Raw genomic sequence first — 22880 nt, forward strand, 5'->3', positions numbered from 1 at the left:
TGGCGGAGAGAGAGGGATTCGAACCCTCGATGGGATTTTGTCCCATACGCCCTTAGCAGGGGCGCGCCTTCGGCCACTCGGCCATCTCTCCTTGCAAGCAAGATGCCTGCAAGGATACCTGCGCACCCCGGGGACGTAAAGCTAAAACCGGTAAATTCAGCCCTTGCTGCCGCCCTGAGCCATGCCGGGCATGGGATGCAACTCGCCCGATTCTTTCTCTTTTTTGATGCGCTCGTAGATTTCCTCGCGATGAACGGGGATCTCCTTGGGTGCATTTACACCGATCCGGACCTGATTGCCTTTGATGCCTAGCACGGTGACCTGAACATCGTCGCCGATGTTGAGGGATTCGCCAATGCGTCGAGTAAGTATCAGCATTGCTCTACACTCCTTTCAGTATTACCTAAATCCATAACGTTCCTTTCCCTTTTCCCTTTGCCCGGTCACCCACCCCTGGGCTTGACCGACTCCTCAACAAGTGTTGCCGAACATCTTTATGACAAATTTTTGGCAAACTTTCCCATGGCGGCAGGCGCTACGGCATTTTCAGCGTCTCGCGCAACCCGCTTGGCGCCTTACTGATCACCCGGCGGATTGCTAACTCGCGGATATCACAGGAAAATCCTGTTAATCCCGCTATATTCGCCTACCTGCCTATACCTATGCAGCTTCTGTGCCAGCTTTGGAGGGGTATTAAACTGCGGATTAAATGCTTTTTTCGAGACCAAAGGTACCGTGCAGGGCACGGACCCCCAATTCCAGGTACTTTTCATCGACCACCACGGAAATCTTGATCTCCGAGGTCGAAATCATCTGGATGTTGATGCCTTCGTCCGCCAGGGTCTTGAACATCTGACTGGCAATACCGGCGTGTGAGCGCATGCCAACACCGACCACGGAAATTTTCACGATCTTGTCGTCGCCGCTCACCTCGCGCGCCTTCAGCTCCTGGGCAACCCGCTTCAAAATTTCCATAGCCTGCTTGTAATCGCCACGATGGACCGTGAAGGTGAAGTCGGTGGTGCCATCCGCGCCGACATTCTGCACGATCATGTCGACATTGATATTGGCCTTGCCAATTTCATTCAGGATACGGGCGGCAATGCCAGGCTTGTCCGGTACACCACGTACGGTGAGCTTGGCTTCGTCACGATTGAACGCAATGCCTGAAATGGCGGGTGCTTCCATGTTGTTTTCCTCATAGGTAATGAGCGTGCCCGGCCCTTCCACGAAGGAGGAAAGCACGCGCAATGGGACCTTGTACTTGCCGGCGAATTCGACCGAGCGGATTTGCAACACCTTGGAGCCGAGGCTCGCCAACTCGAGCATCTCCTCGAAGGTGATGCGATCCAGTCGCCGTGCCTCGGGGACAATGCGTGGGTCGGTCGTATAGACGCCATCCACATCGGTGTAAATCTGGCATTCGTCGGCCTTGAGCGCGGCGGCCATGGCCACGCCCGTGGTGTCCGAACCGCCACGTCCCAGCGTGGTGATATTGCCCTCTTCGTCCACGCCCTGGAAACCGGCCACGACCACGACACGGCCTTTCTTCAAGTCCTCGCGGACGCGTGACTCGTCGATGTCGAGAATACGCGCCTTGCCGTAGACATTGTCGGTGCGGATATGCACCTGGTGGCCGGTATAGGAACGCGCCGGGCAACCGATTTTCTCCAGTGCCATGGCGAGCAAGGCAATGGTGGCCTGCTCGCCGGTTGCAAGCAGTACGTCGAGCTCGCGCGGCGGCAGATCGGTGTTAATGGATTTGGCAAGCTTCAACAACCGGTCGGTCTCGCCACTCATGGCAGAAACCACAACGACGAGATCGTCCCCGTTCTGGCGCATGCGCGCGACCTTCTCGGCCACAGCGTTGATACGCTCGGGACTGCCGACAGAAGTGCCGCCGTATTTCTGTACAATCAATGCCATGGATACCGGTTTCGCTTGCTGCTGGTTACCCCTCTCCCCTTGCCCTCTCCCGCAAGGGGAGAGGGGGGCAAGTGCGCCTGCGGCGCGTCATGAATGATTGGGGCGCAAATTAAACCCGCTTTTATGACGGGAGTAAACAGGCCGAGAGCAGCGTGAAAGCACTGGAACTACTTGAGATTTTGCTCGACCCACGCCGGCACATCGTTGAGTGCCTTCTCGAGACCATCGGGGTTGGTTCCACCCGCCTGCGCCATATCCGGCCGGCCGCCGCCCTTGCCGCCCACGCCCAACGCAACCTGGTTGACCAGTTCACCGGCGTGCAGTCGCCCCGCGAGATCCTTGGTCACCCCGGCAATGAGCGTGACCTTATTATCCGCGACAGCCGCCAGCACAATAGCCGCCGGCGCCAGTTTATCCTTGAGGCGGTCCATAGCATCGCGCAAACCCTTGGTGTCCATCCCGTCCAGCCGCGTGGCGAGCACCTTGATGCCTTTGACTTCTTTGGCCTCCGCGGCCAAATCCTTGGAACCGCCGGCGGCAAGCTTGCCACGCAGTTGATCCAGCTCCTTCTCAAGCCCCTTGAGGCGCTGGGTAAGTTGTTCGACCTTGCGCGGGACCTCCTCAGGAGTGGCGCGCAACAATTCGGCGGCTTCGCACAACTTGTTCTCTCGCTCGTAAAGATATTTCAGCACGCCGAGCCCGGTGACAGCCTCGATACGCCGTACACCGGAGGCGACACCACCTTCGGAAACGATCTTAAACAATCCGATGTCCCCGGTACGACGCACATGCGTGCCACCGCACAACTCGATGGAATCGCCGATATTCAGCACACGCACTTCGTTGCCATATTTTTCGCCGAATAATGCCATCGCGCCTTCGGCCTTGGCGGAATCCATGTCCATGACACGTGACCGCGCGTCAATGTTTTGCAGAATTTGTTCGTTGACACGTCGCTCGACTTCAATAATCTGATCTGGCGTCATGGGCGCGATATGCGAAAAATCAAAACGTGTATGCTGCTCGTCCACCCGCGAGCCCTTCTGCTGCACGTGCGCTCCCAGCACGTCACGCAGCGCCTTGTGCATGAGGTGAGTGGCCGAATGGTTAAGCACAGTTGCCCGACGCAGCGTAACGTCGACTTCGGCCGTTACTTTATCGCCCGCACGGAATTGGCCTTTCTCGACTCGCCCCTGGTGCACGTGGACCTGTCCGTGCTTCTGGGTATCTTCGACACGAAATACCGCATCACCCACACGCAGCACGCCACGGTCGCCTACTTGGCCGCCGGATTCGGCGTAAAACGGTGTGCGATCCAGCACAATATTCCCCTGTTCACCCTCGCGCAAACTGTCCGTCTGGGCGAGATCGGACCCGCGCGTGATTTGCAGTACTTTGCCTGCATCGCTCAGCTGTGCATAGCCGGTAAATTGTGTCGGCTTATCCACGGTGACGGCGCCAATCTCGGCCGTCTTGAAAGACGAGGCCGCGCGGGCGCGCGCCCGCTGTGCTTCCATTTCACGCTCGAAGCCTTCCATGTCGATTTTCAGATTGCGTTCCAGGGCCACGTCACGCGTGAGGTCCACCGGGAAACCATAGGTGTCATAAAGCTTGAAAGCGGTTGAGCCCGAAATGGTATTGCCTTTCAGAGAGGCAATGTCGTCTTCAAGTATGCGCAATCCCTGCTCGAGAGTTTCATTGAAACGGTCTTCCTCCTGCTGCAGCACGCGTTCTATGAGCGCGCGTTCCTTGTTAAGCTCCGGATAGGCATCGCCCATTTGCTGGCACAAGGGTCCGACCAACTTGTAAAAAAAGGTCTCGTGCGCACCGACTTTGTGGCCATGACGAATGGCACGGCGGATAATGCGCCGCAGAACGTAACCGCGACCCTCGTTCGACGGCAGAACGCCGTCGATAATAAGAAACGCCGCCGCGCGAATGTGATCAGCCACGACATTCAATGAATTGCCCTGACGATCGGTAGCGCCGGTAATCTCGGCGGCGGCACGAATCAGGTGTTGAAACAGATCAATTTGATAATTGCTGTGCACACCCTGCTGCACTGCCGCAATGCGCTCCAGCCCCATGCCGGTATCGACCGAGGGCTTGGGCAGCGGGGTGAGTTTGCCGCTCTGGTCGCGGTTGTACTGCATGAAGACCAGATTCCAGACCTCTACGTAGCGGTCGCCGTCTTCATCGGGTGAGCCGGGCGGGCCGCCGGGAATGCCGGGACCGTGATCGTAGAAGATCTCTGAACAGGGGCCGCAGGGGCCGGTATCGCCCATTTGCCAGAAATTGGAGCTTTCGCCCAGATAGCCGAAACGTTTCGGGTCCACCTTCATTTCCTTCAGCCAGATGTCGGCGGCCTCTTGATCATCCTTATATACCGTCACCCAGAGCCGCTCGGCGGGAAGCTTCAAGTCCTGGGTCAGGAATTCCCAGGCATAGCGAATGCCTTCGCGCTTGAAGTAATCGCCGAAGCTGAAATTGCCGAGCATCTCGAAGAAGGTGTGGTGGCGCGAGGTGTACCCGACGTTCTCAAGGTCGTTGTGCTTGCCGCCTGCACGCACGCAGCGCTGCGAACTGACCGCGCGCGCGTACGGACGCTTCTCCAGTCCAAGGAAGACTTCCTTGAATTGCACCATGCCAGCATTGGTGAACAGCAGCGTCGCGTCGTTTGCCGGCACCAACGGGCTGGATGGCACGATCGTATGGCCGTGCCGTTTGAAGAAATCGAGAAAACGTTGCCGGATTTCGCTGCTTTTCATTACGCGTAAAGACTAATCCTGACCGCGAGGATTGAGTAATTGCTGTATTTGATCATAAGTGAAGCCGCGATATTGCAGAAAACGCGCCTGACGGGCACGTTCCGCATAACTTTTGGGTATTTTGCCGCCGAATTTCTTGCGCTGGACACGGCGGATGTCTTCGAGCCATTCCTGTCTCGTGACAACGAGCCAGTTTTCGATGGCCGCGGGCGCCACCCCCTTTTCCTGTAATTCCTTCTGGATGCGCAGCGGCCCATAACCCCGGTTGCGTCGTGCCCGAATCAGGCTTTCCATGAAGCGGTCATCGGAAACAAGATGCTCGCTTTCCAGATTGCTGACGACCACCGCGGCCAACGCTTCGTCGCATCCCTTTCTCAACAATTTATGTTGTAACTCACGGCAACTGTGTTCGCGCCGCGCCAGATACTGCATGGCCATCTGACGCGCACGCGCCGGAGTGATCTCCGGCGAATCTGATTTCAGGCCTCTTCCTCCACGGTGGCTTCCTCGGCCTCATCTTCCTTCACTGGGCTCTGGTTCGCCAAAACAATCTTGTCACGGATGCGTTTTTCGATTTCGGCGGCGATGTCCGGGTTGTCCTTCAGGAACTGGCGGGCGTTGTCCTTGCCCTGGCCGATACGTTCCTTGTTAAAGCTGTACCAAGCCCCGGTCTTCTCGACAATTTCGCTTTCGGAGCCAATATCGATGAGCTCGCCTTCCTTCGAAATGCCTTCGTTATAAATGATATCGAACTCGGTCTGGCGGAACGGCGGTGCGACCTTGTTCTTGACCACCTTCACGCGCGTCTGGGCTCCGATGACTTCCTCGCCCTTCTTGATGGCGCCGATGCGACGAATGTCGAGGCGCACCGAGGCGTAGAACTTGAGCGCGTTGCCGCCGGTGGTGGTCTCGGGATTACCGAACATGACACCGATTTTCATGCGGATCTGGTTGATGAACACCACCATGGTGTTGGAGCGCTTGATGTTGGCGGTCAGCTTGCGCAGCGCCTGGCTCATCAGGCGCGCCTGCAGGCCCATGTGTGAATCGCCCATCTCGCCCTCGATCTCGGCCTTCGGGGTCAGCGCCGCCACCGAGTCGATGACCACGATGTCCACGCCACCCGAACGCACCAGCATGTCGGCGATTTCCAGCGCCTGCTCCCCGGAATCCGGCTGCGACACCAGCAAATCGTCAATATTCACGCCAAGCTTCTTGGCATACAGCGGGTCAAGCGCGTGTTCGGCATCGATGAAGGCCGCCGCTCCACCCAGTTTCTGGATCTGGGCGATGACGGAAAGAGACAACGTGGTTTTGCCAGAGGATTCCGGCCCGTAAATCTCCGTTACCCGGCCGCGCGGCAAGCCGCCGATGCCAAGCGCGATATCCAAACCTAACGAACCGGAAGAAACCGCCTCCACCTGCTGTACCACCCCGGCGTCGCCGAGGCGCATGACAGAACCCTTGCCAAACTGCTTCTCGATCTGTCCCAGGGCCATGCTCAACGCCTTAGTCTTGTTCGTGTCCATGCTGTTCTCCTGCGGCAATTCGCCGAAACGGTGTTCAATATTTTTGAAAAGCTAGATGTGAAAACGATTATTCCACAATTCCCATGAAATGGCCTAGCCCCACGCAGACAGCGTCTGCCAAGGCCTAAAAACCTCACCTTTCAGGTTAAAGGTTGATAAAAATACAACGCAATCTCAGCGAATAAAATCCAGCACGCCCTGAAGCGCCGCGGTCACAGCCTGCCTACGCACGCTCTCGCGGTCGCCGGAAAAGACCTGCTTGCGGCTCTGGGTGTCGCGTTTCTTGCCGGCCCAGGCGAAACAGACGGTGCCGACCGGTTTCTCCGGCGTGCCGCCGCTGGGGCCGGCAATACCGGTAATGGCAAGCGCGACCTGCGCGTGGGAATGGGTCAGCGCCCCCTCGGCCATGGCGCGCGCCGTCTGGTCGCTGACCGCGCCGTAGCGCGACAGAATTGTGGTCTTTACGCCCAGCATTTCGCGCTTAGACAGGTTGGTGTAAGCGACAAAACCGCGCTCAAACCATTCAGAACTGCCCGCCACCGAGGTCATCATCTGCGCCACCCATCCGCCGGTGCATGATTCGGCCGTGGCCAGCATGAGGCCCTGACGTTTCAGTTCCTGACTGACGGCACGCGCCAGCGTTTCGATTTCCATGCGCGCAAGGATAACGCGGTAACCGCCGAGGTGACAGAGTGGCCGGAAGATCTTTCAAAACACCTGAAACGCAGATATGCGACTAAAAGCCTTCTCAAAAACGTCGCGAGCGGCCGTCAGCCGGGTGAGTACGGAGCGCAGGAACCGGAGTGGACACGGCAATCCATGAGGGCGAGAGCGAAATAGGCGAAGCACCGCTTCGCCCGCTCGCAGCGCCCGCCGCCTACCAGCGGCGGGCCGGACCGCCGAAGGCGGCCGAGCACCGCCCGATCCCGGATCACGGACGCGCAGCAGTTTTTGGGATGACTTCTAGCCGATCAGCATGCGCACGCCGAGTACCGCCAGGAACACGGCGAAGAAACGGCGCAGCACGACAACTGGCAAGATATGCGTGAGCTTTGCGCCGAGCGGGGCAAACAACAGGCTGGATATTACGATGCCGGCGAATGCCGGCCAGTAGAGATAACCGCTGCTCCATTCGGGAAGACCGCTTTTATTCCAGCCCGTAGCGACAAAACCGGCCGCGCCGGCCAAGGCGATGGGCAAGCCGCAGGCGCTGGAAGTGGCTACGGCCTGACGCAGGGTAAAGTTGCACCAAACCAGGAAGGGAGTGGTCAAGGTTCCTCCGCCGATTCCCAATGCCGCCGATATCGCACCGATCACACCACCGGCGATGTTCGTGCCCACAGTCCCGGGCAAATGCCCGCGCGGCGCCACCATAAGATTAAATCCGATCTGCGCCGCCACCAGCAGCTCGAAAATGCCGAACCACAGACGCATCGCATTCGTGGGCAGGAAATCGGCGATCACCGCGCCCAGCAGCGCCCCGACCACGATGCCTGGTGTCAACCGGCGAAACACCGGCCATTGCACGGCGCCGTGCCGGTGGTGCGCGCGCATGGAGGAGATCGAGGTGATCGCGATGGTCGCGAGCGAGGTGCCGATCGCTAGATGCACGATCACGGTTGGATCGACGCCCTGCCCCTGAAAAACAAATACCAATACCGGGACGATAATCAGCCCACCGCCAACGCCGAGCAATCCGGCAATCAGTCCGGCGAAGGCGCCGACCAGCAGATAAATCAGTAGGGTTTCCAATTCCTCATTTTCCAGTCATCTGATAAATCTGGAACAACACGAATCCGGTGGCCGCGAGAAATCCGGTGATGGGAATCCAGACCGGATAAACACGAATGACGTCCGGCTTCGGATGACGCTGCTTGATAAGCACCAGAGACAGGTTGATCAGCGCAAACACTATCAGAATAATAAAGCTGGTCACCTTGGCCAGCGTCACCAGCGGCAGCCACAACGCCAGCGCGAGTACGATCGCGGTGGCCACGGCCGTGGACAGCAGCGGTGTCTGCGTGACGGCATGCACCTTCCCGAACGCGCCGTGCAGCCAGCCCTCGCGGCTCATGCCGTACAGCACGCGCGCCACCATGATGATCTGGATCAGCGCTCCGTTCACCACGGCGAAGATGCTGATCAAGCTGATGAGCGTGGGCGGGGAACCGGTGGCACGCTCGTAGATCAGCGCCAACGGCGCGCGGCTTTGCGCCAGCTCCGCCGGCGGCAGCGCCAGTACTGCCACCAGCGAGACCAGCAAGTACAAAACGGTTGAAACGACGATGGCGATGATGATGGCCAACGGAAGAATTCGTGCCGGGTCCTTCACTTCCTCGGCCACGTTGACCATGTCTTCGAAGCCGATGAAGGCATAGAACGCGAGAAATGCCCCCATCATGATCCCCAGCCAGATGCCACCATCGGCCGGCGGAATCAGCTCGGGCAGGCGCGCCGGCAGATCGCCCAGGCTGCCGCCAGCCACGAACAGCACCAGCAGCAAACCGCCCACTTCCACCAGCGTGATCAGGGACGCGGCCATCACGGATTCGGCGATGCCCCATGCCGCCAGCGCCCCCAGCAGCAATACCAGCAGCGTGATGGCAAACCAGTCGGGAATCGCCACGAAGACATGCAGGTAGCCGACGAAACCGTTAGCAATCGTGGCCGCCGAAACCACACCGGTGAGAATGATCAACCAGCCTACCAGCATTGAAAGCCTGCGCAGGCGAAAACCCTTCTGCACATAGACTGCCTCGCCCGCGTTTTTCGGATAGCGTGCCGATAACTCGGCGTAAGACAATCCCGTCAACGCCGCGAGCACTGCCGCAATCACGAACGACAACGGCGCGTAAAGACCGGCGAGACCGGCGACTTTACCGATCAGCACATAAATGCCGGCGCCGAGGATGGTGCCCAATCCGTACAGCGTGATTTGCGTCAAAGATAACGAGCGCTTGAGTTCGGTAGGTGGCGTCATGTGATTTTCAGATTTTTTATTTGCTCAGCGACTGTAATGGCAGCATAACGCACCCTATAAATGATGCACAAAAAAATCAGGCGCCCTGGACATTCATCCAATACACAGCCGCCTGTATCACGGCCAGGGAATAGAAACCGGCGAGGGCATCATCGAGCATGTTGCCCAATCCGCCCTGAATCCGGCGCTCGATCTGGCGGATGGGAAACGGTTTCCAGATATCGAACAGCCGGAACAGGATAAATCCCGTCACGATCCACATCCATCCGTTCGGAGCCATGAACATGGTAATCAGGTATCCGACGATTTCATCCCACACGATGCCGGGATGATCGTGCACGCCCAAATCTTTTTCCGTCACGTGACAAATCCAAATGCCCAGGCCGAACAGCAGAAATACGACAACGGCGTAGGTCAATGCTGACAGGGGTTGCAGCAACAGATAAATGGGGATTCCCACCAGTGTGCCAAAAGTGCCCGGTGCCATGGGTGCATTGCCGGCGCCGAAGCCAAAGGCGAGAAACCGTGCAAACTTTCGCAGCGCTGTCATATGCAAACGCACCGCCTCACGCGGGCGAAGCCTCGCGCAGATCCTGGCGAACGAGATTGTCACGCAAGAAGAATGCTTCGACATCTTGCAGCTTCTGGCTCAACGGCATGGGCGGCAGACTGGCGAGAAAGACCTTGCCATAACCTTTGCTCAACAAGCGCGGGTCGCACAACATCAGCACGCCGTGATCGCTTTCATCGCGTATCAGCCTGCCCACGCCCTGCTTCAGCGTAATGACGGCTTCCGGCAACTGGTATTCGGCGAAAGGGCTGCGTCCGGTCTGCTCCATCGCCGCCGCGCGCGCCTGCAGCACCGGATCGTCCGGCGAAGCAAAGGGAAGCTTGTCGATAATGACGCAGGACAACGCCTCACCGCGCACGTCCACACCTTCCCAGAAACTGCTGGTGCCAAGCAGCACGGCATTGCCCATGTCGCGGAAACGCCGGAGCAACTCCGAACGGGGAGCGTCACCCTGAACCAGCAGGGGATATTCCAGTTTGTCACGCAGCCGTGCAGTAGCCGCCTTGAGGGCACGGTGACTGGTGAACAGGATAAACGCACGACCGCGGCTGGCCTTTAGCACGGGTAACGACGCCTCGATCACACGATCCGTGTAATCCGGCGCCGACGGCGCAGGCAAACCGGGCGGAATGTATAAAAGAGTCTGTTGCGCATAATCGAAGGGGCTGTCCCACAATCCCGTTTCGGCTTCCTCCAGCCCCAGACGTGCCTGAAAGTGTGTGAAACTTTTTTTGATTGCGAGGGTGGCAGAGGTGAATATCCAGGCTTTCTTTCCATTGCCTGTGTGCTCGCGGAATGAAGCCGCGATATCGAGCGGGGTTAGATACAGTGTAAAGCTACGCACCGTGGTTTCGAACCAGGCAACGTACTCAGACGGCGGACTCTCACTGATCATCATCAGCCGGTCCAACAGATCCGAGGCCCGGCGCGCGCAGTTGGCCAGCCCTTGGCCCTTTCCAGCGGCGATATCGAGCACGGCGGAAAGATCCGTTAACCGTGATTTCAATTCCGTCAGCGCCGCATGAACTGCCTTGGTATTCTCCAGCTTTTCCCAGGCATCGCGGCGCGGCTCCACGCCAAACGCAAGACGAAAATCGGCGGCTGCCTTTTCGAGCGACTGCGTGGCTGGCAACAAACCGGCAACGCCACTATGCTCATTTAAATCCTCGGCAATGGCGTCGCGACACAGGCTGACAAGCTGATGGCCGCTGAGCGAAATACCAAGAAAATTCGACGCCACTTCCGGCAGCTGGTGTGCCTCATCGAAGATGACCGCCTCCACGCCGGGCAATAATTGCCCGAATCCTTCATCGCGCAAGGCCAGATCGGCAAAGAAGAGATGGTGATTCACGACGACCACATCGGCGGCCAGCGCCTCGCGGCGTGCGCGGTTGACGAAGCAATCGTCGTAATGTGTGCATTCGCCGCCCAGACAATTATCGGTGGTGGAAGTAACGAGCGGCCACAGATCGGAATCCTCGGAGATACGGCTCATCTCGGCAACATCCCCGCGCGGTGTGCTCCCGCTCCACTCCCGGATCAGTGCCAGATTCGACTGATGGCGCCTGCCGGCGAGACGGCCCTCCGTTTCCTCACGTTCGAGGCGATGGAGACAGAGGTAATTCGAACGACCCTTGAGCAGGGCCGTCGTGACGGGAATCGCGAGGGCGTCGCGCACTATGGGAAGGTCGCGGTGATACAGCTGGTCCTGCAGGTGGCGCGTGCCGGTCGAGATCAGGATTTTCTTGCCGGACAGCAGCGCCGGCACCAGATAGGCGAAGGTTTTGCCGGTGCCGGTACCCGACTCAGCGATGAAAACAGAATAATCCGCCAGCGCCTGCTCGATGCGGGTCGCCATTTCCTGTTGCGCGCGACGCGGTGTGAACCCTTCCTGCCGCCCGGCGAGCGGCCCGTCAAAACCCAGAATGTCTTTGCTGGTCAATGGCAATGTATCGCTCGTCTGCTTCTTGCGCCTGATCTGCCCCGGCGATAAGCTGGTGGAAGCATACAATATAATCGGGGTGCACCATAACCATGCTGGTCGAAATCAGGCCCCAGTCCGCGCTCGCGCCAACGCGTCCTGCCATGCTTCCTCATCTGATAATAAGAGGCATGTCGATCGTCCTTTGTGGTCTGGTTCTGAATGCCTGTTCCATGGGCCAGATGGTGGCGCGCTCCTCCCTGTCCATTCTGGATAGCGGCAACATCGCCATGAACCGCGAGACCGATCTGGAGCTCGCTCGTGCCGCCATTCCAGCCAATCTCAAACTCATCGAAGGACTGATCCTGGAGCTCCCGGACAATGCCGAGCTGCGACTTCAGGCCGCCCAGGGATTTTACGGTTACACCTACGGTTTCATCGAAGATGAGAATAGCCGGCGCGCCTCCGAGCTGTATCGCCGCGGTTTGGAACATGCCCTGCGGGCACTCATGTCAGCGGGGTTTTCCGCCGACGTTGCCACGCTGCCTCAGAAGGAGCTCGAGCGCCAGCTCGGCATGCTCGACCGCGGCGCCGTCCCGGCGCTTTTCTGGTCAGCCACCTGCTGGGCCAAATGGATAGACATGAACCGCGATGACCCGGCACGCATCGCCGAAATGGGCAAGGCCGCGGCACTGATGACGCGCGTGCTCGAACTCGATGAAAATTATTATTACGGTGGCGCACACCTGTTCTTCGGTGTTTATTACGGCGCCAAGCCGCCCATGTTCGGGGGTGATTTCAACCGCTCCGCGCAACATTTCGAGAAAGCGCGTGCCGTCACCCAGGGGAAACTGCTGTTTGTCGACATGCTAAGGGCGCAGTATCTGGCGCGTCAACAACTCGACCGTCAACAGTTTCATGAACGGCTGACGGCTGTCGTCAAGGCCCCGCCCGATATATTTCCGGAAATGGCACTGGCCAACGCCATCGCCCGGCAAAAAGCCAGACAACTATTGACCAAAGAAGAGGAATGGTTTTGAAAAAACTCTGCTCTTTGCTGTTACTGATTCTTTTCATTTCTCCCGTGCGCGCGAACGAAACCTACGTGCTTAAATTCGCCACCCTGGCGCCGCAGGGCTCCACCTGGATGAACATCATCACCGACTGGGCCAATCAGGTGGGCAAGGAAAGCAAGGGTCGTCTCACCTTCAAGCTCTATCCCGGCGGCGTCTCCGGAGATGAACCCGATGTCCTGCGCAAGATCCGCTTCGGCCAACTGCAGGGTGGCGCCATGACCGGGCACGGCATCGGATATATCTATTCGCCGGTGCGCGTGCTGGAAATCCCGTTTCTGTTCCGCAACTACGATGAAGTTGATCATGTGCGTGCGCGACTGATGCCGGACATCCGCGAAGGATTCCGCAAGAACGGCTTCGAGCTGCTCGGTTGGATGGAAGTCGGCTTTATCCAGCTCTTCTCCCAGGAACCCATTTATTCCCTCGAAGATATGAGGAAAAGGCGCATCTGGCTGTGGCAAGGAGATCCGTTGGGCAAGGCCTTCTTCGCGGCGAGCGGCATTTCGCCCGTGCCGTTGCCGATCACGGAGGTGTTTACCAGCCTCTCCACCGGCTTGATCGATACCACCATCGCACCGCCTCTGGGCGCCATTGCGCTGCAATGGTTTTCCAAGACACCTTATATGACCAACATGCCGGTGATGGACGGCATTGGCGGACTTCTGGTAACACGCAAGTTCTTTGAGGGTTTACCAGCGGATCTCCAGAAACTGCTTCTGCAAACCGGCGAGGAGGCGGGTAAACGTCTGTTGGTTGAAACACGGCAGGACAACGAAAAAAGTCTCAAGGTGTTAAAAGAACATGGCGTGACATTCACCAACGAATGGAAAGACAGTGACGCCGTTCTCTACGACTTGCGTGATCGCGCGGCGGCAGCGCTGGCGAAGGACGGCTATATCCCGGGCGAACTGTATGCCCGCACACGCCAGGAGCTCGAAGAATACCGCGCGCGGATCAGCAAAAAGTGATTGAGCCGGGTGAGCACTACGCACGAAACCGGACCTGGAAGGCCAAGCTCGAGTTCTATTTCACTCGCATAGAAAGCACACTTGCCATTTCCGGCCTGATACTGATGTTGGGCCTGTCGCTGATTGAAATTCTCCTGCGAAATCTGTTTCACACCTCGATTCCCGGCGCCGACATTCTGATCCGCCATCTGGTGCTGTGGGTAAGCTTCATCGGCGCCGTCGTGGCCGTGCGCGAGCGCCACATCAAGGTTGAAATCATTTCCGTTTGGTTGCCCGAGATTTGGCGAAGTCGTCTGGAGCGGCCGATCTTTCTGTTCTCCACCATAGTCTGCACCATGATCGCCTGGGCGGCTGTCCGGTTCTGGTATCAGGAGTGGCTGAATGTGCCTCCAGGCGAGAAATGGATTGCCCTGCTCAGCATCGTCATTCCGCTGAGTTTCTTGCTCCTGGCGCTGCATTTCGCGCTGCGCTTCCTGATTGGTCCGCGCTCACGCGAACGGACAGCGTGACAATCGCAATCATTGTCTTCCTGGTGTTGATCGCCGCGCTCGGTGTGCCGTTGTTCGTGGTCCTGGGCGCCGGCAGCTTGATCGCCACCTATGCGGCCGGCCTCGATCCGGCCGTCCTGCTGATAGAAATGCTGAGGCTCTCGTCCTCGCCCAATCTCATTGCCATTCCACTGTTCACTCTGGCTGGCGTGACGCTCGCGCGCGGAGGCGCTGCGCAACGACTGGTGCAGCTGTTCAACACGGGCTTCGGCTGGATGCAGGGCGGGCTGGCGATTGTGGCGCTGTTGTCCTGCGCCTTCTTCACCGCCTTCTCCGGCGCTTCCGGCGTCACTATTCTGGCGCTCGGCGGTCTGCTTTACCCTATGTTGGTCGGCGAAAACTATTCGAAACGTTTCTCGCTCGGCCTGTTGACCTCATCCGGATCGCTCGGCTTGCTGTTTCCACCCAGCCTGGCCGTGTTGTTGTACGGCATCATCGCGGGCGTCAGCATCGAACAGCTCTTCACCGCAGGAATTATTCCGGGGACGATCCTGCTTGTCATGCTGGCGCTATACGCCATGGTGACTTCCCGACGGATTGGCATACCCCGACATCCCTTTTCTTTCGCCGCTTTCATCGCGGCGGCACGCGCCGGATTATGGGACATCCTTCTGCCCGTCGGTATCATCGCGGGGTTGTTCGGCGGGTATGTGACCGTAACCGAGGCGGCATCCTGCTCCGCGGCTTATGCCCTGTTGCTGGAAGGCGTGATTCACCGGCGACTGAACACGCTGACCCTGTATTACGAGGTGTTCCGCGAAACCTGCGTGCTGGTGGGCAGCCTGCTGATTATTCTCGGCATTGCGCTCGGACTGACCAATCTCATGATTGACGCCCAGTTACCGATGATGATCCTGTCGCTGCTCGAACAAGACATTACGAGTCAGTGGCAATTCTTGTTGCTGTTAAACGGTTTCCTTTTGATCATCGGCTGCATCATGGACATTTTTTCCGCCACCATGGTTATCGTGCCGCTGATTCTGCCGCTGGCACAGCGCTTCGGCGTCGATCCGGTGCACTTGGGAATTATTTTCCTGGCCAATCTCGAGATAGGTTATCTGACCCCGCCAGTCGGAATAAATCTTTTCCTCGCCAGTCAGCGCTTTCGGGAGCCCATGCTGAACCTGTTTCGCGCCGCCCTGCCCTTCCTCTTTATTATGCTGATCTGGCTGGCCTTGGTGACCTACCTGCCGCAACTCTCGCTTTGGTGGAAATAATCCTCGAAGTCAGGGGTTCTTTTCACCGCTACTCCCCGATTCCGAAACGCTGAATCACGCCTGACGCCAAAACAAACTTTTTGCGCCAGGCTTCAAATTCCTCAGCGGGCATCGGCCGGCTGAAAATAAAACCCTGAATTTCATCGCAGCCCATCTCCTGCAATAGCCTGACCTGTTCCTCGGCATCGACTCCTTCGGCGATAACCTTGTGCTTGAGTAGATGCGCCAGGGAAATAATGGTGGAAACAATGGTTCGATGATCCGGATCATCGACCATGTTAATGACAAATGACCGATCGATCTTCAGTGCATCGACAGGCAGAGTGGCAAGATGGCTGAAGGAGGAATAACCGGTGCCAAAATCGTCGATGGAAACACCCACGCCCATTGCCTGGATCATTTTGAGCTTCATGACGTTTTCCTCGACATTCTTCATGATCAGGCTCTCGGTGATCTCGATATCGAGTCCGCAATTTTTATAACCGTGTCTTTCCACGATTTCCTGAATCATCGGGATGAAATTCTTCTGCACTAGCTGTATTTGAGAAATATTGACGGCGATGCGTGGCGCTTGCGGATCTTTCTCACGCCAGAGGGCATGCTGCGCTACGGCCTTTTCAATGATCCAGCGGCCGACATCGATGATCAATCCGGAATCTTCCAGAGTGGCGATGAACTCGATGGGCGGCACCATACCGCGATCCGGGCTGTTCCAGCGCAACAGCGCCTCCGCCCCCGATACCTGCCCGCGACGGACGTCAATCTTGGGTTGGTAGTGCAGCAGGAATTCATCGCGTTCCAACGCACGACGCAACAGCGTCTGGAGCGCCAGCCGATCGCTTAACCGTACATTCAGCTCCTTCGTATAGAACTGGAAATTATTGCGTCCGAGTTCCTTGGCGCGGCGCATGGCGGCCTCGGCGTTTTTGAGCAGCACGTCGGGTTCCTGCCCATCGTGCGGAAAAAGACTTACGCCAATGCTGCAAGTGATATCAAGCTCGCGGTTGTTCATCACGATGGGTTGCGAAACGGTGCTTAAAACCTTCTGCAGGGTGTCCGTGACCTGCGGCCGTGATGAGATGGCCTCCACAATACGTTGCAGCACTTTCGGGATGTTCTCCTCGTTGGCAATACCAGACAATAGCAGTACAAATTTATCACTGGCCAACCGCGCCGCGGTGTCCGTTGTCCGGATGCATGTCCTGATACGTTGCGCCACCAGCTTCAGGACTTCGTCGCCCGTCTTGTGACCCAAGCTGTCATTGACGAACTGGAAATTGTCGAGATCGAGAAATGCCAACGCCACGATCTGTTTCTGCCGCCGGGCCAGCGCCACTGCCTGTTGCAGACGATCTTGCAACAGATTCTGATTAGGTAACTCAGTGAGAAGGTCAAAATTGGCCTGACGTTCCAGCTGTTGCTGGTAGTTCCGGGTTTCGGTGATGTCATTCAATACCGCAACGAAATGCGTGATCTTCCCTCTTTCGTCGCTAACAGGAGCGATATGCATGTCATTCCAGAACAGACTGCCGTCCTTTCGACGACATTGGAGAATGGCATGACCTACGCGCTGCTCCGCGATGGCTGTACGAATATCTGCCAGGGCGGCCTGATCCGTCTCGCTGCCAACCAGGAATTCAATACCTTGCCCGATTGCTTCGGCGGAGGCGTACCCCGTTATACGCTCGAAGGCAGGATTGATGTATTCAATCGGCCTGTGGGGATCGTTGAAACTCGCGATCAGCACCGCATTGACACTTGATTCAACGGCACGGTTACGCAACCGCAAAGCCTTGTCGGCTTTTGTGTACCGGCGCGAAGTAAACATGACCGCCAAGATGCCGATGACGGCGGCTGTCGAACAAACAACCAGCAAGCCCCAGAAGAAAGACGCATCACTCATGTGGACAAGTATAGTTACCACCTGCCCCAGGCGGATCGTCAACATCAATGCGGCATAAACAAAAAGGCCCCGCTCATAGGCGGGGCCTTTTTGTTTGCATTGGCGTCCCCAAGGGGATTCGAACCCCTGTCGCCGCCGTGAAAGGGCAGTGTCCTAGGCCTCTAGACGATGGGGACAAAACTGACGACTGAAAGAAACGGGTTGTTCCTGAGCAACCCTTTCATCGAAATTGGTGGAGCTAGCCGGGATCGAACCGGCGACCTCATGCATGCCATGCATGCGCTCTCCCAGCTGAGCTATAGCCCCTTGCAAGGCGCGGTACTTTACATGCCCATGCGGCGATGGGTCAAGCCGTAACCGTTTGTTTCCTTATATGTTCCAGCGCGGAATCGAGCCGCGCGAGCGTTTTGTCGCGTCCAAGAAGTGCCAGCGTCACATCGATTGGCGGTGAAACAGCGCGACCGGCGACGGCCACGCGCACGGGTTGCGCGATCTTGCCAAGCTTAAGTCCTTCCGCCTCGGCCACGCCGGTGACGGCATTATGAATTGACGGGGCATCCCACACCGGCAACGCCGCCAGGCGCGCACGCAATTCGATCAGCGACTTTTGAGCCTCCGGCTTTAAATGCGTGGCGGCATCTTTGGGATCGTAAGCGTCAAAATCCCGATAGAAAAATGCGCTGTTCTGTGCCATTTCCAGCAATGTTTTGGCACGCTCGCGTTGCGCCTTCACAACCTCCACCAGATCCGGTCCGGTGGCCGGGTCTACACCCAGCTTTCCCAGATGATGGCTCAGGTGGTGCGCTACATGTTTGGGATCACCATTCTTTATATAGTGCTGGTTCAGCCACAGCAGTTTTTCTGGATTGAAGGCGGCGGCCGAACTGTGGACCTTGGTAACATCGAACAGCTTGATCATCTCGTCGATGGAAAACACTTCCTGATCACCATGCGACCAGCCGAGGCGCGCCAGGTAGTTGAGCAGCGCTTCGGGCAAATAACCATCATCACGGTATTGCATGACGCTCACGGCGCCGTGGCGCTTGGATAGCCGAGCACCATCCGGGCCGAGGATCATGGGCACATGCGCGTAGATCGGTGGCGCGTAATTGAGCGCCTTCAGCATATTCATCTGGCGCGGGGTGTTGTTCAGGTGATCGTCGCCGCGAATGACATGGGTGATTTTCATGTCCATGTCGTCCACCACTACAGTAAAATTGTAGGTTGGTGAGCCGTCGCCGCGCGCGATGATCAGGTCATCCAACTCACCGTTCTGGAATATCACGCGCCCACGAACCAGATCCTCGACCACCACAGGCCCATCGAGCGGATTCTTGAAGCGCACGACGGGTGACACTCCTGCCAGCGGGTTGGAAACTCCGTGGCGGCATTTTCCGTCATAACGCGGCTTTTCCTTGCGCGCCATCTGTTCGGCGCGCAGCTGCTCCAGGCGCTCCTTCGAGCAATAGCACTGATAGGCCTGCCCTTCCTTGAGCATCTGCTGGATGACTTCCTTGTAGCGCGGGAAACGCTGGGTCTGGAAAAACGGCCCCTCGTCGTATTCCAGCCCGAGCCAGGTCATGCCCTGCAAAATGGCGTCCACCGATTCGGCAGTGGAGCGCTCCAGATCGGTATCCTCAATGCGCAAGATGAACGTGCCACCGTGCTTGCGCGCATACAGCCAGGAAAACAACGCCGTGCGCGCGCCGCCCACGTGCAGATAGCCGGTCGGACTGGGGGCAAATCGTGTGCGGATGGTCACGGGATATATATGATTGGGAGAGAAAGCCTATGTTAATGAAAATCGGCGTCGATTTCAGCTGAATTGACGCTCATTCCCCACCGGCTTAAACTTGCGCGCTCGTTTTCCCCAACGGGGCGATTAGCTCAGCGGTAGAGCACTGCCTTCACACGGCAGGGGTCGTAGGTTCGAACCCTACATCGCCCACCATATTTTCAAACACTTAGCGACCGCAATCTGCCCGTCACTACAGCGCTGTGATCGAAATTGTGATCGTTGGCATAAGTCCTGTCATGCCCGAATTAATGAAAATATTTCGGCTAGAACGAATGGCTTAAACCGGCCATAACCGGACATTCATTGAGTGTCACAAATTAAAAAAGCCCCGCCTATGCGGGGCTTTCCGGTGACCAATGAATTTCTTGCTTAAGTTGTTTTGCGACGAGCAAAGCCAATCAAGCCAAGCAGTCCCGAGCCGAACAGCCACATGGCGGCGGGCACCGGAACCGTTGACGCGGCGCCGACATCGCCCGCATGAACGGCCCACGCTTGGTAGCCATTGGTTTTAACGATAGCGCCTTGATTACCATTGTAGTAATTGAACATCCACGCGGCGTTGGTACTTGGCGCGAACTCCGTGGCCGACCAATAGGAGTCGGGCACGAGGGCGTAGAACGGCCCCGTGTTGGTCAGGCCCCAGCCGTCTGGAAAGCAGGTGCCCGAGGTGGTGCAGACGGCCTTGTTGCCCAAGGTCACGTAGAACATATGGGACATCTCGCTGTGGGTCGTCATGTTATAGCCAGCGTCCACGCCGATGGTGGCGCCGTCGTTGCCCACATCGATGGTGGTCGGCAGGCGCCAGCCGGTAATATTGCTGCCATAGGGATTCAGGCCCATCGCCCAGGCATTAGCCGTCAACCAGTTCCTGCTCGTACCGGCGTAGCCGGCATTCGCCAGCCAAGTAATATCCAACACGGTGTCGTAGTACGCCTCGAAGGTTGACAGGTTGCCATCGAGATCACGCCCTTGCAGCGTAGTCTCCCAAGTGCCTTGTCCGCTCACGGACGCGGCATGGGTAAGCGCTGATACACCAGACGCAATGACGAACAGGGCCGTGGCTGCCCAACGATGATGGAATTTCATGGAACTCTCTCCTAGCAATCAATTTTGGTTTTGTTGTTAGCGGTTCCTGGTCATGCCCATTTTTATAACTGCATAGCTTGCTTTGCTGACCGCTTAGTGCGCACTCTCCACCTACCCCCCATACCTGTCAAGCACCTAGGATCAGCGCCCGAATATGGAGTACGCCCCACGGTTTCCGTCAAATGTGAACGTCTGGTTTGGGTCGAGTCTGACCCTATCGATCGTTGGGATTTTTCAGGAACTGAACGAATTGATTAATTTAACTGACCTTAGTTCCGCTGCAAATGCATCATGCTAATAGTTTGAAAACGACCAGAAGCGGTCATTTAACGCTTGAGTGAACCGGAGGCGCGGTTTGTGCTGGTCTGATTAAGCGAGTTGTTAGGCCTATCATTTACCAATGAATTCACGGGCCTTCACAATATATGAAACCTCTCTCCCAGGGGCCGTCATTTCTGCCTCTGTAAGCGCAATGCTATGCGCACGAAGATCAAAAATTGCTTTTAAAGCGCTGCCAATTTTAAGGTCCAAAAGATGGGCGAGAGCTTCAGAAGAAGCAACCATAACTGTGGAAATGATACCTTCACCATGTTTTTTATGTTGTAAATCCATGTATTTCTGATAATCATGCAAAAGTGACTCAAGCTCCTCTTGTATTAATGAAGCAGGCTCAGATGAGCTTGCTTGTTTCTGAATCCAATGACGTAGAGCTAGCAGTCTTTGGACATTTTCCTCATCATTTCTAAACTGAAGAAAATCCTCCCAAGGCATGTTCTCAGGCGGTAATGGAACTTTTTTTAGGCACACTTCTAAAGTGGATGGAGGTCCTTCACTTGTAGGCAGATGGCGTGTTTTAACATGAGCTGTTACAGGTGCATCCTTATATCTAAGTCGCCCTGACAAATTGCGAATAATGGTGTTAGCGGTTTCCTCATCGTCTAATTCATTAGGGTTATGTAAGCCTTCAAGTATTTGAAATGGTAATACAAGATCACAATTTTCAGGCCACAATGCTGCGAATGGGTTCCATGAGTTCCCATCTGCAGCTGGTTTGAGTTCAATAAATCGGGGGCCATCTGTGCCCACTCGTACAACGACTTCTTTCTTGGACAGATAATCTATTTCGGCTGCAAGGCTTTGATATTCTTCTTTGTCCGCAGCAGTAAATTTTAAATTATGGCGATCAAGAGGCCAGATGAGAATATGATCGAAAAATAGCGCCAGCCTCTGAGCCTCAGCTGTATCTCTAATTAAATCCCTTGTCGCCATAATCGCTCTACTCAGCATATCTGTGAACGCTCCATGTTGGCCCGACGTAATTTAGATGTCACATTCTGACGTATAACCTAGCCAAGTGACATCTAACTTAGCGGGACCATGTGGCGATACGCGTTTCCAACAAGCACTTAAGCAATGTTGCCCACAATTCATACAGTATTAAACGATCCGCCAAACCCAGCAAGGGTCGTGTGTGGGTTTGAGGCTGGTACTGCAGCAATTAGCAGGTGGGGTGCTGCTTCCCAATTAGGCTCGAAGGTCTGCAGTGGGTCTTCCTGCTGTTCGGGGAAGCTAACAGAGCCCAATAGTCATTTAAATAAAGGCGGGCACTTTCTGGAGGCGAATCACTACGTTTGAGAGATCCGCTTCATTAACGATATCGTAACGGTCAAATACCGCTCGGGTGCGGTGCCCAGATATCTCCATCGCCACCCGCTCCGAAATACCTGCTCGCACCATGTTCCGTACCGCCGTCCGTCGCAGATCATGAAATAACTTACCCGCCATTCCTACCTTTTCACAGGTCACGCGCCACATCCGTTTCGGAACTTTTTGCAGTCTTCTCCCGCGGTAATGACAGGCCCAAGAACATTCGGGATAGTCGGCTATATTTACCTTTAAGTGCGAATTTTTCTCCGCTTTCGCGGTTTGTTTGCTCCACCTGTCTTGAGTCCATTGAGATAACCGTCAATCAGCGGTTCTGCATTCTTGGCGAGCGGCAGGTATTTCGTGTCCAGCACCCAGTTCGTGATCAGGCCATCCACCAGTGCATGCAGCCCCACCGCCGCGAGCCGCGGGTTGACCGACTTGGCGAGCAGGCCCTTTTTCGCTGCGTTGCGCAGGCCGCGCTCGATATTTCCCAGACACTCGGTACGACACTCGATGTGACGCGCCCGCAGCGGCTCCATTTCGTCCGCATATTCGACCTTGTAGCGTGAAATTTCCGCCACACGCCGGGATTGCGGGTCAGAAGTAATGCGCTCGAGCACAGCCAGCGCGCAGCGGCGCACGTAAGCCAGCGGGTCCGCGATATCCTTGTCGCCCGCGCGCGCCACCATGGCCTCCATGGGCAGCGACACGCGATCCATCATGGCCTCGAACAGGTCAGCCTTGTTCTTGAAGTGCCAGTAGATGGCCCCACGGGTAACGCCGGCCGCATCGGCCACGTCGGCAAGCGAAGTACGCGCCACCCCCTTCTTGAGAAAGACACGCTCGGCAGTATCGAGGATGCGGTGGCGGGTCTCCTGCGCTTCTTCCTTGGTTCGTCGTGCCATCTCTAAGATATCTCCGGTACCACGGAACGCAGTCCGT

Annotated in this window: 20 protein-coding genes, 4 tRNA genes and 1 other RNA gene; 5 read left to right on the forward strand and 20 right to left on the reverse strand. The window is 56.8% G+C overall.

Going from position 1 to position 22880, the window contains the following annotated elements; all coding sequences use genetic code 11:
- The 12 genes from NUV55_RS04465 to NUV55_RS04520 all read right to left on the reverse strand — a co-directional run bounded on the left by NUV55_RS04465 (position 1) and on the right by NUV55_RS04520 (position 11722).
- A tRNA-Ser gene (locus NUV55_RS04465) sits at positions 1 to 91 on the reverse strand.
- Between the two features lie 65 nt (positions 92 to 156).
- Positions 157 to 378 (reverse strand): carbon storage regulator CsrA, encoded by a 222-nt coding sequence (gene csrA / locus NUV55_RS04470; protein ID WP_296670759.1) that lies wholly within the window; start codon positions 376 to 378, stop codon positions 157 to 159.
- 327 nt (positions 379 to 705) lie between these two features.
- Positions 706 to 1926: an aspartate kinase gene (locus NUV55_RS04475; RefSeq protein ID WP_296670761.1), complete on the reverse strand. Its 1221-nt coding sequence runs from the start codon at positions 1924 to 1926 to the stop codon at positions 706 to 708.
- A 167-nt stretch (positions 1927 to 2093) separates the two neighbouring features.
- Positions 2094 to 4694 carry an alanine--tRNA ligase gene (alaS, locus tag NUV55_RS04480; protein WP_296670762.1) on the reverse strand — a complete coding sequence of 867 codons (2601 nt, stop codon included), beginning with the start codon at positions 4692 to 4694 and terminating at the stop codon, positions 2094 to 2096.
- A gap of 12 nt (positions 4695 to 4706) precedes the next feature.
- Positions 4707 to 5126, reverse strand: coding sequence for a regulatory protein RecX (locus NUV55_RS04485; RefSeq protein WP_296670764.1), 420 nt, complete (start codon positions 5124 to 5126; stop codon positions 4707 to 4709).
- 47 nt (positions 5127 to 5173) lie between these two features.
- Complete coding sequence (gene recA / locus NUV55_RS04490; RefSeq protein ID WP_296670765.1) at positions 5174 to 6223, reverse strand: recombinase RecA; 1050 nt, start codon at positions 6221 to 6223, stop codon at positions 5174 to 5176.
- Between the two features lie 174 nt (positions 6224 to 6397).
- A complete protein-coding gene (locus NUV55_RS04495) occupies positions 6398 to 6877 on the reverse strand; it encodes a CinA family protein (RefSeq protein ID WP_296670767.1) in 480 nt (159 codons plus the stop codon).
- 91 nt (positions 6878 to 6968) lie between these two features.
- Positions 6969 to 7044: non-coding RNA, sX9 sRNA (locus NUV55_RS04500), on the reverse strand.
- Positions 7045 to 7186: 142 nt separating this feature from the next.
- Positions 7187 to 7975, reverse strand: a complete 789-nt coding sequence (locus tag NUV55_RS04505) for a sulfite exporter TauE/SafE family protein (protein WP_296670769.1) — start codon at positions 7973 to 7975, stop codon at positions 7187 to 7189.
- Between the two features lie 4 nt (positions 7976 to 7979).
- Entirely contained in the window at positions 7980 to 9203 is a 1224-nt protein-coding gene (locus NUV55_RS04510; protein ID WP_296670770.1) for an APC family permease, read from the reverse strand.
- Positions 9204 to 9279: 76 nt separating this feature from the next.
- A complete protein-coding gene (locus NUV55_RS04515) occupies positions 9280 to 9753 on the reverse strand; it encodes a phosphatidylglycerophosphatase A (protein WP_296670772.1) in 474 nt (157 codons plus the stop codon).
- Between the two features lie 16 nt (positions 9754 to 9769).
- Positions 9770 to 11722: an ATP-dependent DNA helicase gene (locus tag NUV55_RS04520; protein WP_296670774.1), complete on the reverse strand. Its 1953-nt coding sequence runs from the start codon at positions 11720 to 11722 to the stop codon at positions 9770 to 9772.
- A gap of 164 nt (positions 11723 to 11886) precedes the next feature.
- Here NUV55_RS04520 and NUV55_RS04525 point away from each other — a divergent pair, with 164 nt between their 5' ends.
- From NUV55_RS04525 to NUV55_RS04540, 4 genes are read left to right on the forward strand one after another with little or no spacing between them, the layout of a single operon-like run.
- Positions 11887 to 12735: a TRAP transporter TatT component family protein gene (locus tag NUV55_RS04525; protein WP_296670775.1), complete on the forward strand. Its 849-nt coding sequence runs from the start codon at positions 11887 to 11889 to the stop codon at positions 12733 to 12735.
- A complete protein-coding gene (dctP, locus tag NUV55_RS04530) occupies positions 12732 to 13739 on the forward strand; it encodes a TRAP transporter substrate-binding protein DctP (RefSeq protein ID WP_296670777.1) in 1008 nt (335 codons plus the stop codon). The genes NUV55_RS04525 and dctP overlap by 4 nt, the downstream gene beginning before the upstream one ends.
- Positions 13736 to 14248: a TRAP transporter small permease gene (locus NUV55_RS04535; protein ID WP_296670779.1), complete on the forward strand. Its 513-nt coding sequence runs from the start codon at positions 13736 to 13738 to the stop codon at positions 14246 to 14248. The genes dctP and NUV55_RS04535 overlap by 4 nt, the downstream gene beginning before the upstream one ends.
- Positions 14245 to 15504, forward strand: a complete 1260-nt coding sequence (locus tag NUV55_RS04540; protein WP_296670781.1) for a TRAP transporter large permease — start codon at positions 14245 to 14247, stop codon at positions 15502 to 15504. The genes NUV55_RS04535 and NUV55_RS04540 overlap by 4 nt, the downstream gene beginning before the upstream one ends.
- Positions 15505 to 15532: 28 nt before the next feature.
- Here the strand turns inward: NUV55_RS04540 and NUV55_RS04545 are convergent, their stop codons facing one another.
- The 4 genes from NUV55_RS04545 to gltX all read right to left on the reverse strand — a co-directional run bounded on the left by NUV55_RS04545 (position 15533) and on the right by gltX (position 19169).
- The gene (locus NUV55_RS04545; RefSeq protein ID WP_296670782.1) at positions 15533 to 17407 is read right to left on the reverse strand and encodes an EAL domain-containing protein; all 1875 of its coding nucleotides are present in this window, start codon (positions 17405 to 17407) and stop codon (positions 15533 to 15535) included.
- 100 nt (positions 17408 to 17507) lie between these two features.
- A tRNA-Glu gene (locus NUV55_RS04550) sits at positions 17508 to 17583 on the reverse strand.
- A gap of 54 nt (positions 17584 to 17637) precedes the next feature.
- Positions 17638 to 17713 (reverse strand) — tRNA-Ala (locus tag NUV55_RS04555).
- 40 nt (positions 17714 to 17753) lie between these two features.
- A complete protein-coding gene (gltX, locus tag NUV55_RS04560; protein ID WP_296670784.1) occupies positions 17754 to 19169 on the reverse strand; it encodes a glutamate--tRNA ligase in 1416 nt (471 codons plus the stop codon).
- 114 nt (positions 19170 to 19283) lie between these two features.
- Here gltX and NUV55_RS04565 point away from each other — a divergent pair.
- Positions 19284 to 19358: transfer RNA gene (locus NUV55_RS04565), tRNA-Val, on the forward strand.
- A 216-nt stretch (positions 19359 to 19574) separates the two neighbouring features.
- Here the strand turns inward: NUV55_RS04565 and NUV55_RS04570 are convergent.
- From NUV55_RS04570 to NUV55_RS04580, 4 genes are all read right to left on the reverse strand, one after another.
- Positions 19575 to 20309, reverse strand: a complete 735-nt coding sequence (locus NUV55_RS04570; protein WP_296670786.1) for a PEP-CTERM sorting domain-containing protein — start codon at positions 20307 to 20309, stop codon at positions 19575 to 19577.
- Between the two features lie 372 nt (positions 20310 to 20681).
- A complete protein-coding gene (locus NUV55_RS04575) occupies positions 20682 to 21560 on the reverse strand; it encodes a hypothetical protein (RefSeq protein ID WP_296670787.1) in 879 nt (292 codons plus the stop codon).
- A gap of 321 nt (positions 21561 to 21881) precedes the next feature.
- Positions 21882 to 22178 carry a tyrosine-type recombinase/integrase gene (locus tag NUV55_RS13780; protein WP_367280350.1) on the reverse strand — a complete coding sequence of 99 codons (297 nt, stop codon included), beginning with the start codon at positions 22176 to 22178 and terminating at the stop codon, positions 21882 to 21884.
- Between the two features lie 8 nt (positions 22179 to 22186).
- Positions 22187 to 22843 carry a TetR family transcriptional regulator gene (locus NUV55_RS04580; protein WP_296670789.1) on the reverse strand — a complete coding sequence of 219 codons (657 nt, stop codon included), beginning with the start codon at positions 22841 to 22843 and terminating at the stop codon, positions 22187 to 22189.
- Positions 22844 to 22880 lie beyond the last annotated feature (37 nt).

This window comes from Sulfuricaulis sp. (genome assembly GCF_024653915.1).
Taxonomy (GTDB): Bacteria; Pseudomonadota; Gammaproteobacteria; order Acidiferrobacterales; family Sulfurifustaceae; genus Sulfuricaulis.